Source organism: Acidicapsa acidisoli (genome assembly GCF_025685625.1).
In the GTDB taxonomy this organism is placed as follows: domain Bacteria; phylum Acidobacteriota; class Terriglobia; order Terriglobales; family Acidobacteriaceae; genus Acidicapsa; species Acidicapsa acidisoli.
The window spans coordinates 296,747-313,692 of the sequence record NZ_JAGSYI010000004.1 but is presented as its reverse complement, the minus strand read 5'-3'; the positions used below and the strand labels follow the sequence as shown (position 1 = coordinate 313,692).

General features: G+C 57.4%; 12 protein-coding genes. 7 read left to right on the top strand and 5 right to left on the bottom strand.

Features of this window, described 5'->3' with window-relative positions:
• The first annotated feature begins 31 nt into the window (after positions 1 to 31).
• The 3 genes from katG (at position 32) to OHL23_RS23275 (ending at position 4,003) form a co-directional block, all read left to right on the top strand.
• Positions 32 to 2,224, top strand: coding sequence for a catalase/peroxidase HPI (gene katG, locus OHL23_RS23285; protein ID WP_263354434.1), 2,193 nt, complete (start codon positions 32 to 34; stop codon positions 2,222 to 2,224).
• Positions 2,225 to 2,367: 143 nt separating this feature from the next.
• Positions 2,368 to 3,327, top strand: coding sequence for an aldo/keto reductase (locus OHL23_RS23280; protein WP_263354433.1), 960 nt, complete (start codon positions 2,368 to 2,370; stop codon positions 3,325 to 3,327).
• 160 nt (positions 3,328 to 3,487) lie between these two features.
• Positions 3,488 to 4,003, top strand: coding sequence for an REP-associated tyrosine transposase (locus tag OHL23_RS23275; RefSeq protein ID WP_263354432.1), 516 nt, complete (start codon positions 3,488 to 3,490; stop codon positions 4,001 to 4,003).
• 703 nt (positions 4,004 to 4,706) lie between these two features.
• On the opposite strand, the gene OHL23_RS23270 is transcribed toward OHL23_RS23275, so the two are convergent.
• Together OHL23_RS23270 and OHL23_RS23265 are read right to left on the bottom strand one after the other, a co-directional pair.
• Complete coding sequence (locus OHL23_RS23270; protein WP_263354431.1) at positions 4,707 to 7,154, bottom strand: alpha-L-rhamnosidase-related protein; 2,448 nt, start codon at positions 7,152 to 7,154, stop codon at positions 4,707 to 4,709.
• Between the two features lie 132 nt (positions 7,155 to 7,286).
• On the bottom strand, positions 7,287 to 7,697 hold the full coding sequence (locus OHL23_RS23265) for a DUF779 domain-containing protein (RefSeq protein WP_263354430.1): 411 nt from the start codon (positions 7,695 to 7,697) through the stop codon (positions 7,287 to 7,289).
• 154 nt (positions 7,698 to 7,851) lie between these two features.
• On the opposite strand from OHL23_RS23265, the gene OHL23_RS23260 reads away from it, so the two are divergent.
• The 3 genes from OHL23_RS23260 to OHL23_RS23250 all read left to right on the top strand — a co-directional run bounded on the left by OHL23_RS23260 (position 7,852) and on the right by OHL23_RS23250 (position 11,615).
• Complete coding sequence (locus OHL23_RS23260) at positions 7,852 to 8,751, top strand: sugar phosphate nucleotidyltransferase (RefSeq protein ID WP_263354429.1); 900 nt, start codon at positions 7,852 to 7,854, stop codon at positions 8,749 to 8,751.
• Positions 8,748 to 9,842 (top strand): phosphotransferase enzyme family protein, encoded by a 1,095-nt coding sequence (locus OHL23_RS23255; RefSeq protein WP_263354428.1) that lies wholly within the window; start codon positions 8,748 to 8,750, stop codon positions 9,840 to 9,842. Before OHL23_RS23260 ends, OHL23_RS23255 begins: the two co-directional genes overlap by 4 nt.
• 129 nt (positions 9,843 to 9,971) lie before the next feature.
• Complete coding sequence (locus OHL23_RS23250) at positions 9,972 to 11,615, top strand: alpha-N-arabinofuranosidase (protein ID WP_263354427.1); 1,644 nt, start codon at positions 9,972 to 9,974, stop codon at positions 11,613 to 11,615.
• 147 nt (positions 11,616 to 11,762) lie between these two features.
• Here the strand turns inward: OHL23_RS23250 and OHL23_RS23245 are convergent, their stop codons facing one another.
• Genes OHL23_RS23245 through OHL23_RS23235 form a run of 3 tightly spaced genes read right to left on the bottom strand, consistent with a single transcriptional unit; the run spans position 11,763 to position 15,429 of the window.
• Entirely contained in the window at positions 11,763 to 13,322 is a 1,560-nt protein-coding gene (locus tag OHL23_RS23245) for a Do family serine endopeptidase (protein WP_263354426.1), read from the bottom strand.
• Between the two features lie 30 nt (positions 13,323 to 13,352).
• On the bottom strand, positions 13,353 to 15,005 hold the full coding sequence (locus tag OHL23_RS23240) for a M56 family metallopeptidase (protein ID WP_263354425.1): 1,653 nt from the start codon (positions 15,003 to 15,005) through the stop codon (positions 13,353 to 13,355).
• A gap of 25 nt (positions 15,006 to 15,030) precedes the next feature.
• Positions 15,031 to 15,429, bottom strand: a complete 399-nt coding sequence (locus tag OHL23_RS23235; RefSeq protein ID WP_263354424.1) for a BlaI/MecI/CopY family transcriptional regulator — start codon at positions 15,427 to 15,429, stop codon at positions 15,031 to 15,033.
• Positions 15,430 to 15,633: 204 nt separating this feature from the next.
• Between OHL23_RS23235 and OHL23_RS23230 the strand changes: the two genes are divergently transcribed.
• On the top strand, positions 15,634 to 16,794 hold the full coding sequence (locus tag OHL23_RS23230) for an alpha/beta fold hydrolase (protein ID WP_263354423.1): 1,161 nt from the start codon (positions 15,634 to 15,636) through the stop codon (positions 16,792 to 16,794).
• Positions 16,795 to 16,946 lie beyond the last annotated feature (152 nt).

The following is a 16,946-nucleotide window of genomic DNA, read 5'->3' as shown; positions in this document are numbered from 1 at the left end:
CACAGACTGGAAAGAACCAAAGGAGAGAACCTTGTCAACCGAAGCAAAATGCCCGGTAGTGCACGGCACCCAAAGGCCCTTGGCGGGCGGAGTTCGAATGAACTCGGACTGGTGGCCCAAGCAGCTAAATTTGAAGATTCTCCACATGAACTCTCCCTTGTCCAATCCCATGGACAAAGAGTTCAACTACGCCGAGGAGTTCAAAAGCCTCGATCTGAATGCCGTAATCAAGGACCTCCACGAACTGATGACCAACTCGCAGGACTGGTGGCCCGCCGACTACGGTCACTATGGACCGTTCTTCATCCGCATGGCGTGGCACAGCGCAGGCACCTATCGTATCGCCGATGGCCGCGGCGGCGCAGGCGCGGGAATGCAGCGATTTGCTCCGCTCAATAGCTGGCCCGACAACGTGAGCCTCGACAAAGCGCGCCGCTTGATCTGGCCGATCAAGCAGAAGTACGGCCGCAAGCTCTCCTGGGCCGACCTCATCATCCTCACCGGCAACGTCGCGCTCGAATCCATGGGACTCAAGACCTTCGGTTTCGCAGGTGGCCGCGAGGACGTCTGGGAGCCGGAAGAAGTCTATTGGGGAAATGAGGACACATGGCTGGGAGACAATCGCTACAGCGGCGACCGTGAACTCGAAAATCCACTGGGCGCTGTCCAAATGGGCCTGATCTATGTGAATCCGGAAGGCCCTAACAACAATCCCGACCCAGTCGCTGCCGTTCGGGATATTCGAGAGACCTTTGCTCGCATGGCGATGAATGACGAGGAGACGGTCGCCCTCATCGCCGGCGGACATACCTTCGGCAAAGCACATGGCGCTGCCGATCCCGGCAAGTACGTCGGTCCCGAACCAGAGGGCGCCGATATCGAAGAGCAAGGTCTGGGCTGGAAGAGCAGTTTTGGGAACGGCAATGGCGTTCACGCAATCAGCAGCGGCCTGGAAGGCGCTTGGACCACAAACCCGGTGAAGTGGGACATGAATTACCTCGAAAACCTCTTCGCCTATGAATGGGAACTCACCAGGAGCCCAGCCGGCGCTCAACAATGGAAGCCCAAGAACGGAGCTGCGGCGGATACCGTGCCCGACGCTCACGACCCGTCAAAGAAGCACGCCCCAATCATGTTCACGACAGACCTCGCCCTGCTCATGGACCCCAGCTACAAGGAGATTTCGAAGCGCTACCTCGACAATCCGGATCAGTTCGCCGACGCTTTCGCCAGGGCCTGGTTCAAGCTGACCCATCGCGATATGGGTCCAATCGAGCGCTATCTCGGTCCGCTCGTTCCCAGCGAGGAACTCATCTGGCAGGACCGCGTTCCCGTGGCATATTACCCGCAGGTGGGCGAGGCGGAGATCGCTGCTCTCAAAGCCAAAATCCTTGCCTCCGGACTCTCAACTTCGCAACTCGTCACGACGGCCTGGGCATCGGCTTCCACCTTCCGCGGCGGCGACAAGCGCGGCGGAGCCAACGGAGCACGCATTCGCCTCGAACCGCAGAAGGATTGGGAAGTCAACCAGCCTGCCGAACTAGCCAAGGTCCTCGAAACCCTCGAATCGATCAAGAGCGATTTCGACGGATCGCGAGGAGATGGCATGAAGGTCTCGCTCGCCGACCTGATCGTTCTCGGCGGTTGCGCAGCCGTCGAAGAAGCAGTGAAGAAGGCAGGCCATGACGTGAAGGTTCCTTTCACGCCCGGGCGCACCGATGCTTCGCAGGCGCAGACCGATACGCATTCCTTCGCGCCGCTGGAGCCAATCGCAGACGGCTTCCGCAATTACATTCGCTCTGGCCATGAGAACTATGCTGCCGATCTGCTCGTGGATAAGGCAAACCTGCTCACCCTCACGGCTCCCGAGATGACGGTGCTGATCGGTGGCTTGCGCGCATTGAGTGTCACCGCACCGCAGTCTGCCTATGGCGTCTTCACCAAGCAGCCTGGAACACTCACCAGCGACTACTTCGTCAATCTGCTCGACATGAACACGAAGTGGCAGCGATCCGCCGGAACTGCAGGCGTGTTGGATGGAAGCGATCGGGCCACCGGCGAGCCGAAGTGGTCAGGCACCGTCGTAGATCTGGTCTTTGGTTCCAACTCCCAACTCCGGGCACTTGCCGAAGTCTATGCGGCCAGCGACTCACAAGAGACGTTCGTGCATGACTTCGTAGCTGCCTGGACCAAGGTGATGAATCTGGATCGATTCGATATCTGATCGCAACCCGAGCAACAGGCACAAGCCCTCGGCATCCGCCGGGGGCTTGGTCTTTTAACCGTTCTATCGAATCTGCATTGCGAGACTTATGCAAAAATAGCCGTGTAAGCTGGTCGTCTAGTCCCAATTAAAGGAGTCAGACCATGCAACGCCGCGACTTCATCAAGGACGCTGCCATCACCGCAGCCGCCGTAGCTTCTTCCAGTACACTACACGCATCCAAATCCACCCCCACAAGCCCCATCGCACGCCGCACCCTGGGCAAGACTGGCGAACAACTCTCCATTATCGGCTTCGGCGGAATCGTCGTCATGGACGACACGCCAGGAGGCTCCGCGAACATCGTTGCCGAGGCCGTCGACCGTGGCATCAATTACTTCGACGTAGCCCCCAGCTACGGCAACGCGCAAGAGCGTCTCGGACCCGCGCTCGCGCCCTATCGCAACAAGAGCTTCCTAGCATGCAAGACCGAAGGCCGCATGAAAGACGATTCGCGTAAGCAACTGGAAGAATCACTGCGTCTGCTCAAGACCGATCACGTCGATCTGTATCAGTTCCACGCGCTGACCAAGATGACCGACCTCGATAAAGTCCTCGGTCCCGGCGGCGCAATGGAAACGATGGAAGCCGCAAAGAAGGAAGGCAAGATCCGCTACATCGGCTTCTCGGTTCACTCCGCCGAAACCGCGCTGGCCGCGATGGATCGCTACAACTTCGACACCATCCTCTTCCCGGTGAACTTCGTTCTCTTCACGCAGGCGAACTTCGGTCCGCAGATCCTCAAACGCGCGCAGGAAAAGAACATGGGCATCCTCGCGCTTAAGGGCATGGCCAAGACTGTGTGGCCCGCCGGGCAAAAAGATCATCCTCAGCCCAAGTGCTGGTATCAGCCCGCAGCCTTCCCGGATGAAGCAAGCCTCGGCCTGCGCTGGACGCTCAGCCATCCCATCACCGCAGCCATCCCGCCAGGAGACGAGCGCTACTTCCGCCTAGCGATGGACGTCGCCCAGAACTACAAGCCGCTTCAATCACACGAAGAACAGGCCCTGCTCTCAGGAGCACACGGCGCAGAACCAATCTTCCATCTCGGTAACGACGTTTAGGTGCGGGTGGGTGGCTCGTAAGTCTTTTCCCCAAAAACAATCGAGGGTGCCCCATCCTTGACGCGTACTTTGCGGCAAGGGTGGGAAACCACAAAAGCCAGATTGTTCTGTCTTTGCCCTTTCTACCCCAATCACCAAAACCCAAGTTACAATCTGAAAAATGCCCAATGGCTTAGTCCGTTACCAGAACTCAGGCCAATTCCACTTCATAACCTTCAGTTGTCACAGAAGACTCCCATTCCTCAACTCCGCCCACGCGTACAGCACCTTCGAACAGGAACTGGAACGTGTACGCAAGCGTTACGGTTTCGTCGTTGCGGGATACGTTCTGATGCCCGAGCACGTTCATCTACTGACCAACGAACCACCCATCTCCACTCTGTCCGTAGCTCTGCAGGCTCTGAAACAACAAACCTCGAAAAAGCTGAAACACCTATCCCAGCAACACCTATGGCAACCGCGTTACTATGACTTCAACGTATACACGGCAGCCAAGACAGTGGAGAAACTGAAGTACATGCACCGCAATCCGGTCCGACGCGGTCTGGTCGAGAAACCAGAAGACTGGCCATGGTCCAGCTACCGTCATTACGCGACCGGACAGGAAGGAACCGTTGAGATCGAGTCAGGATTGACAACCTGGAAACGCGAGCAGAAGGCAACGACGCCAAGTTGAGATCAGTGAATCCCACTCTTGCCGCAAAGTACGCGTCAAGGATGGGGCACCCAGAGTTGTGGTTGGGACGGGAAAACCGAAGGGCGGTGCACCCGGCACCGTCTAAATCTTCTGCGTGCCGAATCGGTCATCCATTGCTGGGTACTCGAAGCATAGCGCCGCCGTACCAAATGTCCAGTGGTCGGTCTGGGGATAAGTCTAATGAGGTTGAATACTGATTTGGCGGGTGGCCCCGGTCCCGGTGAAATCTCCAGTCCACGCTGAGGGTGTGCCCCGGGTCCCTCGCCGGGTGCCCCACATCTCGCATTTGAGATGTGGGACCAGATTCGTGCGCCGGGTGCCGGGTGCCCCATCCTTGACGCGTTCTTTGCGGCAAGGGTGGGATCCCCAAAAACTCGCGTTACGGTCTTTCAATTCCGGCAAGCGTCGAGTCAGCCAGCGTTGCGTAGAATTTGCCTCCATGAGCGCACAATAGGCAAGGACGGCGACCCGGAGCAGTCACGTCGCCAAGGTGAGAAATCTGAGTGACAAAAGGGACAAATAAGTGCGAAAAACCCGCCAAAAACGGCCATTTTGCGCCCCTTTAAACAAGCCTAACCATTATGGAATGTGAGGGATACACGCCAAAAACAAGTACCCCCTACCCCCCACCCCAAAAAACTCGTCACGATTCACCCTCTATTCGCCCCTAACCTCGCCAGTTTCACTTCAAATCGAGGTTCGCCTTTCCACCTCTCAACGGTATGGTCTTGCCTTTCCAGACAAACTCCCCCGTCAATCCCTCGGGAAGCTCGATCTCCGCATGGGTGACGCCACCGCTAACCGAATACTTCACATGAATAATTCCTTTGTCATGCGGATAACTCGCCTCAAGCTGGGTCAAATCGCCTAGATGCGGCGCAATCCGCACCGTCTGGAATCCCGGACTTCCCGGCCCAATCCCAGCCACCAGAGTCAGTAAGTCATAGGTCGGATGCGAAGTCCACGCATGAGCATCCGACCGCGTATCTCCCGGAGTTTCCGGCCAGGTCGTAAAACCCATCTTGAGAAAGCCGCGCCAGTCGCCCAGAGTCTTCAGGTAATCGTCGGCCATGCCTGCGTGGTCGAGCGCTCTGCCCAGGTAATAGCGAAAGTAGAAGCTGGCACCGATCAGCGGAGTAGTCTCGGCGAGCCCGAGCTGTTTTGCCTCCACCTTGCGCATCAAAGCGGGCTGGTCTTTCTTTGGAGCGACATCGTAGAGCACGGCCATCATGTTGGTGTGCTCGCTGAACATATCCTTGGCGGCATTATCGGCAAAGAGCCCCTTGGATGCGTCCCAGCACTGTGCCGTCACACCCTTCTTAGCCCGCTCCAGACGTGGCGTGTAGAGCGAGACATACTCCGGCGAGCCGAGATTCTTTTCAAGATCAATGGCGTCTTCCAATGCGCCGATATATTGCATCGTTGTCAGACAGCTCTCGTTATTGGCATCGTAAGAAGGGAAGTCTCGCTTGGTCTGCGTCTCGACCCAGTCCATAAAGCTCCACCAGGGAAGTTTGCCGAGCACGCCATCCGCATGTTGATAACTCGCAAACCACTCCAGCACCGTGCGCGTGCCGGGCAGGATACTCTTCACGAACTCCTTGTCCGGCCGGTACATGTAGTTATCGTGCAGCATTCCAATCCATAACAGCGAAAAGGTAGGAATGTACTGCGGCAGTTGCGACGGATAGCGGCTCGCCGTAATTCCCTCCGGAATCCGCGAGTCATTCAGCGCGCGAAGAGCCTGTCGCGGCAGACGGTCGTCTCCCGTCATGGCGTAAGTAATCATTGCCTGAATCCGTGTATCTCCGGCATATTGCAACTGCTCGTAGTAAGGGCAATCCATGTAAGTCTCATGAGCATCGAGCTGCGCCGTGTGCCAGCCAATCTCCCATATCTTCTGCAACTCCGGATCGCTGGAGCTAAACTGAGCCGCAACCTTAAACGGATAACCCGTAAAGTGAGCCTGCATTCCATCCAGAGTCAACGGATCATCCTGCGTCTCGACTTCGATATCCAGATAACGCCATGTTCGCCACCACAGCGGTTCAAAGGCACGGTGCTCGCCGCCGTCGGGATAAATCTCGTCTGTGATTCCAAGAGCCTGACGATTGCCGACCTCATTGCGATTGCCTTTGTGATGCTTTTCGTCGTACAAAGCCTCGGCATAAGTCAGGACGATATGCGAATGGTTGCCACCCGAGAAAGCCAGCTTCGGATACGCCGTCGTCTCTTCCGAACGGTCCAGCAGAATATGCACATGCGAATGCGCCGCGACAGTAATCGGCTGCTTCGGGAAACTATTGGCATTCTCAAGCGTAGTGCGCACCACATGCCCGGCGTCTTCCTCCTGATAAGCCATGTGCGGCAGCGTGTCCTGCACCAGCGCCCACGGAACGTCGGCCGTCACGCCATGCGAAGCGGCAATGCCGGCATTGGAGAAGACGTTCTCGCGCAATGCTCCAACAGCATGAACCCAGTGCGAACCGATCGCTCCGGCAGCATTCCAGCTCCAGTCGTACGCAGAGCCTTTCAAGCTATCTCCCCAACCGGAAGCGTAGTAATCCCAGCCACCGCCAGCTTTTCGTGGCAGAGGAACCTGCCCCGGCTCTCTCTCGACAAGCCAACTGCCGTTCGTATTCACTGCGGTCTCAGCCTCTGTATCGCCCTCCACCAGAAAGGCTGTTCGCTCGCTGATCTGCGCTACCGGCGCATAGATGCCATAGTTCCAAACTGTAGCCGCCAGCGTGTTCGTGCCGGTCTTGAGCAGCGGCGCCAGGTCGAAGGTCTCATACCGCCAATGCGCCAGGTCACCGCGCGCCGGACCATCCCCGACACGCTCCCCGTTCAGATACAGCACAAATCGGTTGTCCGCGCTCACGTGAATCACGAAATGGGCGGGAACCGCCGTCAGATCCAGAGACTTCTTGAAGTGCAGCGTGATTGGCTCCCGCAGCGGCGCCGTCGGATGGCTGATCCATTGCGCCTTCCAGTGGTCGCGCACGGGAGACGGAGTCATTTGCGATTGCGCAGGAGTTGCGGAAACGAAAATCGCGGCCAGTGACAGAAATACGAAACCGACGCTCAGAAGCAGGGAAGAGGTACAGCGATGCAAGCGGCGCTCGCGCAAAATGAATCTCCTATGGATGAGATTTCAGGCCAGTTGCGTAGCTTTGCAGTTGGCCCGAATTAGTGTACTCGAAAATATATGTCTATTGAATTTACTTTAATCGGCTTTCGACGCTCAAATCAGCAGTAGGCGCTAAATGCGTCCCGCCGCCCGCAAAGCGTGAATTTCGTCGTCGGTAAATACGCGTGAGCGGATCAGAAAGCGGACGCCTTCCGAGTTTTCGAGCGAAAACATCCCACCGCGCCCCGGCACCACATCGAGGATAAGCTGCGTGTGCTTCCAATATTCGAACTGGCTTTTGCTCATAAAGAAGGGAACATCGTCAACCGAGCCGAGCTGAACATCCGAATCTCCGGTCAGGAATTCGTTGCGCGGATAGCACATCGGCGAACTGCCGTCGCAGCAGCCGCCGGACTGATGAAACATCAGGTCTCCGTACCGAGCGCGCAGCTTCCGGATCAGTTCCACGGCCTGTTCGGTCGCCAGCACCTGCACGGGTAAAGCCTGCTCAGTCACAGTTTCTGAATCAGTCTTGTATTCCATGATGCGCCCCGATTTTCACTTCAATGCAACACAGAAGGGTAGCACGGCAGCGATGCGCCTGTTTGGCGAGGCCTCCACTTTATGAAAGCGGCCCGAGAGCGATACCATTCGAAAGAACTCATGCTGCAAGAGGAGCTTACCCGTCTCGAAACCTATGACATTCCCGACCCTGCTCGTTCTGGCCGCTGGTATCGGCAACCGTTATGGTGGACTGAAGCAAATCGATCCGGTTGGCCCATCTGGCGAATCGATTCTCGACTACTCGATCTATGACGCCATCCGCGCCGGCTTCGGCAAGGTCGTCTTCGTGATTCGCAGGGAGATTGAGCAGCCGTTCAAGGCGCGCTTCGGCGAGAGCTTTCAAGGCCGGATCGCGGTCGATTACGTCTTTCAGGAACTCGGTCATCTGCCACCCGGATTCTCCGTGCCTGCTGGGCGGACCAAGCCGTGGGGCACGGCGCAAGCGGTCCTCATGGCTGCGGGAGCAATTGAGCAGCCGTTCGCGGTCATCAACGCGGATGATTTCTATGGAGCGGAAAGCTATCGCGTCATGGCACAACATTTGCAGGCGGGTACACCGGATTACGCGATGTTGGGTTACGTTCTGCGCAACACGCTCTCTGATTATGGAGCGGTAGCGCGCGGTGTGTGCCGGGTTAGCAGCGACGACTGTCTGGAGAGCGTCACAGAATCGATAGGCATTGAACGGGAAGGAATGCATGCTCGCAACACGGACGGCGAAGGTCACGTGACACGAATGACCGGAGACGAAGTGGTTTCGATGAACTTCTGGGGATTTACGCCGCGTGTATTTGGACAGCTGCAGGAACAGTTTCGAGAGTTTCTTGAAGAGAATGGCTCGGATCTAAAGTCGGAATGTTACCTTCCCAATGCGGTGAATAACTTGATTCTTGCCGAGGAGACGCGAGTAAAGGTCTTGCATACAAGGGAAGCCTGGTTTGGCGTCACCTATCGCGAAGACCATCTCCGCGTCGTCGAGAACATTCGTGGCCTCATCTGCGACGGTTATTATCCGAAGAGACTTTGGTCATGAGCAATGATTGCAATATCGGCACTGTCGCCGGCAAATTTCAAGTTTGCGGCGAATTTATTTTTGCCACGCCCTGCGGCAGCGGCCACATCAACGACACCTGGTGCGCGACGTTTACGCAAGTGGGCAAGCCGGTGCGCGTCATCCTGCAGCGCATCAACCATAAGATCTTCAGGAATCCCGTTGCTCTCATGGAAAATATTGAGCGCGTGACCGCACATCTCGCCACGCAGGAGTCCGGCCATCCTGACCGTCAGCGCCGGGCGCTCAGGCTTGTTCCAGCGCGCGACGGCCGCTCGTGGTCTGTTGATGCGGAGGGATATTATTGGCGCGCATACGGCTTCATTGAAGGCGCAAGAACTTACGACGTGGTCGAGTCTTCGGAGCAGGCCTATCAGGCCGCCAAAGCCTTCGGGCGATTCCAGCAGCTACTCGCCGACCTGCCGGTCCCGCGTCTGCACGACACTATCCCTGACTTCCACCACACAGCCAAACGATTCGCGGCGCTGGAACAGGCCATCGCAGCGGACGCGGCGGGCCGCGCTATTCTTGCTCAATCTGAGATAGCTTTCGCGCTCGCGCGCAAACCCATCACAAGCGTCCTGCTCGACGCCAACCTACCGGAGCGCGTCACGCATAACGACACCAAATTCAATAACGTGATGCTCGATGACTTGACCGGCGAAGGCATCTGCGTGATCGACCTCGACACAGTCATGCCTGGGCTTGCACTCTACGACTTTGGCGACATGGTGCGCACTGCCACAAGCCCCGCTGCGGAAGACGAACGGGATCTCTCAAAGGTGACGATGCAGTTCCCCATGTTCGAAGCATTGCTCCGAGGCTATCTTGCATCGGCGGGCGCGTTTCTTACGAAGGATGAGGTTAGTTATCTTGCGTTCTCAGGGAAGCTCATCACATTCGAGATGGGCATCCGCTTTCTTGCGGATTATCTTGCCGGTGACACTTATTACAAAGTGCATCGTGACGGCCACAACCTTGATCGCTGCCGCACTCAGTTCAAGCTCGTTGCATCCATTGAGCAACAGGAATCAGAGATGAATCGCCTGGTGATGACGTTGATGTCGCGATAGAGAAATTCTGCTTAATGGCAAACCAGTTGCGAGCGAACATCTTGTTACCTGCGACTTCGATGTCATGCATGATGTCGTCATGCGAAATCGAAATGCCAATGCAGCGTCGAGTGTTATATAAAGCGAAGCATGAATCGCCGCAGCTTTCTTCGCGCCACAGCCTGCGCGTCTGCTGGAGTTATCGCTGGAGTACGCACAGCCTTTGCCGCGGATGCAGAGATCGAGATCACTCTTCCAAAAGCCGGCGAGGAAGCTGGCCCACAGGTCAGTCCCAAGATCAGTCCCAATCTGTACGGTCATTTCATCGAGCATCTGGGCGGCGTTATCTACGACGGCATCTGGGTGGGACGCGACTCGAAGATTGCCAATATCGACGGCATCCGCAGGCAGTTCGTCGACGATATGAAGCGCATTGGCGCGCCTAATCTTCGCTGGCCGGGCGGTTGTTTCGCAGACGGCTATCACTGGCGCGATGGCATCGGCGAACCTGCAAAGCGGCCTCGCACGTATAACTACTGGCAGGCCAGCATGCCCGCAGGCTATGACCACACGGAGAACAATGAATTCGGCATTCACGAGTTCATGCATCTCTGCCGATTGACCGGAGCGGAACCATATCTCGCGGCAAACATGGCCTCCGGCTCGCCGCGTGAGTTTCACGATTGGGTGCTCTATTGCAATGCGCCGGTGGGCACTGTTTCTCTAGCCAGCGAACGCGCTGCCAATGGCGATCCTCAGCCCTTTGGCGTGCGCTGGTGGGGAGTCGGCAACGAGTCCTGGGGTTGCGGCGGAGACATGTCGCCACAGGAGTATTCGGCGCTCTACCGCCGCTTCGTCACGCAGTTTCCGGCCTACGATCCGAAGCCGTTTCTTGTAGCCGTGGGTCCGCGCGGGCACTCCAAAGATCTCGATCTGGGATGGACAAACGGCTTTTTCGAAACGATGCAGGATGGTCATCGCTCCCTGGTCGATGGTCTGTCGGTGCATTTCTATACCGACTTCCGGAACTCGCACGAGAGGGTATCGACTTTCGATGCGGCCGGCTGGTACGACGTCATTCGCGAAGGCGCGCGCATCGAAACTGTGATCGAGCAGCACTGGGCCGCGATGGGGAAGTATGATGCCACGCACCATACCAGACTGGTTGTGGACGAGTGGGGCGTCTGGTATCCCAAAGGCGAGGAGATTGCGCCGAACTATCTGCTCAGCCAGCCGCTGACGCTTCGCGACGCGCTGCATACTGCCGTCACGCTGGATATCTTCAATCGTCATGCCGATAAGATAGCCATGGCCAACGTCGCGCAGACAATCAATTGCCTGCATTCGCTGTTTCTCGCAAAAGGCGATCGCTATGCGCGCACTCCGGCTTTCCACGTCTTTGAAATGTACCGCGGGCATATGGGTGCTCAACTCGCGCCAATGCATATCCGCTGCGAGGAGCTGAAAGTTCCATCCCGCGATGGATCGGCGAGGATGCCGGGTCTTTCTGGCTCTGCTTCGATCAAGGATTCGATCAAAGAAAAGAAGGTGACCGTAACCCTTACCAACCCATCTTTGGATTCAGCGATTGCATCCCATCTTCGTCTGACCAACGGCAGTGTTGCCGGAGGCCGGGCGAGAGTATTAACACACGCGGAGATGACCGCCAGTAACACGCTCGACCAGCCTGATAAAGTAACGCCAGTTGATCTGCCGGTGAATGTCCGCACTGGCAGGATTGAGATATCCATTCCTCCGCGCTCGGTCGTTGCGCTCGAACTGGAACTCATCTAGTCGACAACGCGCAGTAAGAAATGAAGCAATGACTTAGGCGAGATTGAGGAGATATAACTAGAAACGGTTACCTCAAATCAAGAAATGGGTCACTGCCTCGAACCCTTGGCAGCGACCCACTTATTTCCTGGAATTGGTGCGGCGACCTTACATGCCACTCTGGCTGGCTTGATCGGTATGCACGATGCGATAGGTTGTGCCGCCTCTCGACCACACGAGCAACAGCATGTCCTTGCCGGCAGGTGCAGCGTGTACTTCGCTGGCAAACTTGTCCGCATTCTGCACCGGATGGCGATTGACTTCCAGAATCACGTCGCCGGGAGCAAGGCCAGCGTCCTCAGCCGGACTCGCCGGGCGAACGCTCTGAATTGCAGCGCCGTTGACCTGATTTGGAATGTTCAACTGTTGCCGGATTTCAGGCGTAAGATCATTGACCGATACGCCGAGCCTCACGCCGTGCTGCGAAGAAGACTCAGAGTTATCGGCCACTTCCGTGTTGTTGTGGAACTCTCCGACCTTGACCTGAAGCGTCTGAGGCTTTCCATCGCGCAGGATACCCAGCGAAATCGTGTTGCCCGGAGCAACCTCGCTCACAGCAACCTGTAGCGAGCCGCCATTGACGATTTTGTTTCCGTTGAGTTCGCGCAGCACGTCGCCACTCTTGATACCGGCGCGGCCTGCGGGCGAGTCAGGCGTCACCTGGCTGACAATGGCTCCGGTCGCATCGGGAAGGTTGAAGAAAGTGGCATTCTCGGGGGTTACATCGTTCATGCTGATGCCCAGATAGCCGTGATGTACTGTGCCATCCTTGATCAGCGCCTCAGCCGTCGCGCGCACGATCTGCGAGGGAATCGCAAAGCCCGCGCCTGCAAAGGAACCGCTGCTCGAAATGATGAAGGTGTTGATGCCAACCAGTTCGCCGTGCGCGTCGACCAGCGGACCGCCCGAGTTACCCTGATTGATCGCCGCGTCGGTCTGGATATAATCGCCGGGCTTGCGCGGATCATCGGAGTAAGGGTTGGGGCGGTTGAGTGCGCTGATAATGCCGCGCGTTACCGAGAACTGGAAGTAGCCGAAGGGACTGCCGAAGGCGAGCACGGACTGTCCTGGGTGTAGTTTCGTCGAGTCGCCCCACGCGATGCTGGTCAGATTTTTCGCGTCGATCTTGATCACGGCGAGATCGGTCAGCTTGTCGGTTCCGATGAGCTTGGCGGGCAGGACCCGGCGGTCATTCAGAGTCACGCGAATCTGCATGGCGCCCTGCACCACGTGGTTATTGGTGACAATGTAGCCATCCGGCGAGATGATGATTCCGCTGCCGATTCCGTGCTCGATCTGCGGTTGCTGGGGCATCCTCTGGCCACCGCCGAAGGGTCCAAAAAACTGCTGCAATCCTGGCGGAATCGCGCCCTGAGGGACACCGGAATCCTCATCGTCGCCGGTATTCTGGTCGGGCGTCATTCGCGATGTCACGGAGACATTTACGACGGCTGGCGTGACGCGAGCGGCGACGGCCTCGACTGCGTTGTCCAGTGCAACCAGAGACGAAACACTGTTGTCGTCCATGGGTGCTCCACCAAAGCTCGCGGCGTGAACGTGGTTATGGCCGATCATGAATGGAATGGTGAGGACAAGTGCGGCTGCGCCTCCAATCGGGAGAGCAAACCGCTTTGCCTTTACGACTAATGAATTAGTTGATGCTGACATGGCGACCTCGTGATGGGTGATTGTTGATGTTTACAGTTGAATGACCAGCCAGCCGCCGCGAACAGGCATTGCAGCTGCAGGAGTCAATGACGTGGCAGGAATAACTCGGAAAATCAGCCGGGTGACCGTCACCTGGCTTGTAGGCTTGACGTTGGCCTGATTGCCTGGTTGCCCGGCTGTGTTGTCGGGCTGCGGACCGTCGGTGCCGATACTCGGTGCTTCGCTCGCATTCGCGAAGTCCACTTCTTCCCAGGTGGTCAGAACTACCCAGCTCTGTTGCTGGGATTTTTGGGGCTCTGAAGTAGCACTATCCGGAATCTGGGCCTTCAACAATTCCTGACTTGGCTCGTGACTTGATTCGGTCCGGGCAAGGCTGCCCGGAGGAGCCAACGCAGACAGTTTTCTTGTCGATGCTGTCTGGTTAGCCTCGCGATCCAAAATCGGAGCAGAATCGGTTTCGGCGAATGAATCCGAATCGCGAACCGGCATCGTGGCCTTCAGCTGCGTCATATATGGCCTGTTCGATGACGAAGCGACGGCGGGCATAGCGCGCAACGTGTGCATCGGGCCGGCAAGAGCCGTATTTATCAGTCGCGGTGAGCGCGTATGCATTGCCATGTCCGAATGGGCAGTTTCAGGCAAATGTTCGGGAGTGAAGGCGACCAGTTGCGGGCAGCGCGCCAGTTCAACCGACCCAAATCCAAGGCCGCAGGCAAGGGCAGCGAGGACGCTGCGCGCCGCCAGCGGTCGCAGCATTTGTTTGCGCTGCAGGATGCTGTGCACGCGATGCGCAAGCTCTGGCCGCCGCTGCCAGGCTCCCAGCGAGAGAGCTTCCGCCATCCGCCGCATGCCATGCTCGGCCAGTCCCGTCAGGCATGCGGCGTACGCTTTGGGTGCACGCGTCACCCGGATGACGGCCTCATCGCAGGCCATCTCGCGTGCCAGGCAGAGCTGCCGCTCCATCCAGAGAAGTACGGGATTCAGCGGAAAGACCACCAGACTGAGCTTTTGCAGCAGATTCGTCCAGTCGTCGCCGCGGCGCAGGTGTTCGGTCTCATGCAGCAGGATCTGGTCCAGTTCTCCAACAGTCAGCCGCGAGAATAGCCATTCCGGAATAAGAATGCGCGGCGAAAGAAAGCCGATAACGCTTGGGCGATCCAGTTCGGTGGTGGTGCATACCTGGATTTCTCTGCGACCCCGAAGTCGAACCGGCTTTGCCAACTCGACTTCGTTCAAGGCGATTGGTGCTGCGTGTTTCCACAGCTTGCGCAGGCGAATCGAGTGGATCGCCAGATCGACGGCGCGGTAGAGCGAAGCTGAAATCCAGAGCAAAGCAATTGCCGTGCTCCATCGAATATCTAGTTGAAGCAGAGGTTTTGGCGCGCTGATCGCAAGCCGGACTGCCGCGTGTGTGGCTTGTGTAGTTGGCGCCGCCGCGAAGCGCAAGACGAGCGGTAGAAAGGGAAGCGCAATCACCGCGAGGAAGCCCGCAGTCCAGACTGCAAACCGCAACGACGCGGAGATCCGGCTCGAGAGCTTGAGGCAGACGGTCAAGAATGCAGCAACAACTGCTCCCTGCCAGATCGCCGTGACCAGAAACGCTCCTGCAGCTTGAGAAATAACCGGCGAAACCGCAAACAGGGAATCCCGCACTGTCATGAGTGTGTTCATCCAATCGGCCACGGTATTTCCGCCTATGAGCATTGCGCTACGCCCCTTCCAGTCCGTCTTCGGCGGCGCTGTTGATCGCCTCCCTCAGCCGCTGTAGTTCCTGAGGGGAAATCTCACCATCGCCGAGAAGCGAGAGAAGCAGGCGCTCCCGCGAGTTCCCAAAGAACCGGCTCAGTACATGCTTCACCTCAGAGCGGCTAGCCTCGTGCTCCGCGACACAGGCGCGATAGACAAAGGCCCGGCCCTCCTGGCGATGGTCCACGTAGCCCTTTTGCTCCAGGATGCGCACAGTTGTCAGAACCGAATTGTAAGCAAGAGTTTCGCCGTCCGGCATCGCGGCAACCAGGTCAGTGACCGCCGACTCGCCTCGCTGCCAGAGAATCTTCATGAGTCTCAGCTCGGCTTCGGTTAGCGTGATGGATTTTTTCGGCGGCATATACGGTGCCCGGACCCCTCAGGGAACGCTCTCGACCGGGAGAGCAGCTCTGTAGGAATAGACTAGCAACTAAAGGATTAGTTAGCAAGTGCCGTGAAGTCTTTCAAACTGATGGAGCAGTCCGCGGAATTTCGGTCTGAATTTTTGCTCATAGATAAGTTCATACATATCAACATATCCGGTCTGTGCGGTAGGCTTGTGCTCATGATTACAGGACTTCGCGGAGCACAAATGTCAGGCAACGGACAGGTTCAGTCGCTGGAATCCTCAAACGCGCGCAGATTTTTCCCGGTGGCTGTGAGCGCCTGTCTGCTGACAGTAGCCCTTTTCGGCCCATTACGCGGGGTGAGTGAGGCTCTGGTCGGGAACCGGCAATCCGACTCAGCCAGCGAACTCAAAATCGCCGATCTGGGCCAGTGCAAACTCGAAAACGGCCAGATCATCGAAGACTGCCGCGTAGGCTACCGCACCTTTGGCCATCTCAATGCTGCCGCGGACAACGCCGTTCTGATGCCCACCTGGCTTTATGGAACAAGCAGCGATCTGGTTTTCCTTTTTGGCAATGGCTCCTCACCCCAACACCTGATCGACGCCAGCCGGTTCTTCGGTATCGCCATCGATGCGCTCGGCAATGGCGTATCGTCGTCGCCCTCCAATAGCCCTCGCCAGCACGGCACCGCATTTCCCGTCTATACCCTCCGCGACAGCGTTCACGCGGAATACCGGGTCGTGACCGAGGTTTTGCATCTGAAGCACCTGCATGCCCTTGTCGGTCTGTCGATGGGCGGCGAGCAGACCTTCGATTGGTCCGTGATGTATCCCAATTTCTTCGATCTCGCTGTTCCGATCCTCGGCACTCCTCGCATGACCAGCTACGATCTACACGTGAAACAGATCATGGTCGAGTCCATCGTCGGCGATCCTACCTACGCCAACGGCCAATACACTGTGGAACCCGCCTTGAAACTCGCAAATCTCTTTGGTTCCCTCGTCGTGACCAGCCCCGAATATCGCAATCGCGAAACCCCGCTCGACAAACTCCCAACCTTTCTCGCTCAGGCCGAAGCCCCATTATCGATTGACGCCAACGACCGGGTCTGGCAGCTTCGTGCCATCATGCAGCAGAATGTCGTCGGAGCCCGTTCCCTGGCGGAGGCGGCACGCTCAACTCCCGTCCATTTTCTGGTCATTGTGAGCGCGGAAGACCACCTGGTCAATCCCCAGGCCGCACTGGATTGGGCCGCTGTGACCGGCGCTCCAACCTATATATCGCATGGCTCATGCGCCCATCTGATCATGTCGTGCGACGCGGAGGCGGTCTCCACCCGCGTACGGGCCTTCCTCGTCACCGGTAAATTGCCCTGATCCAAATGCTGCACCGTTACCAAAGGCGTATCAAAGGCGATTTTGGCCTGGCCGGTATTCCGCCGCGTTGCAACAATTTCCGCCCCTGAACGTCTTCTGAGCAGGCTCGTCGACGGATACCTGAAGTTCTGTTCCGGTCATTAAATGGTATG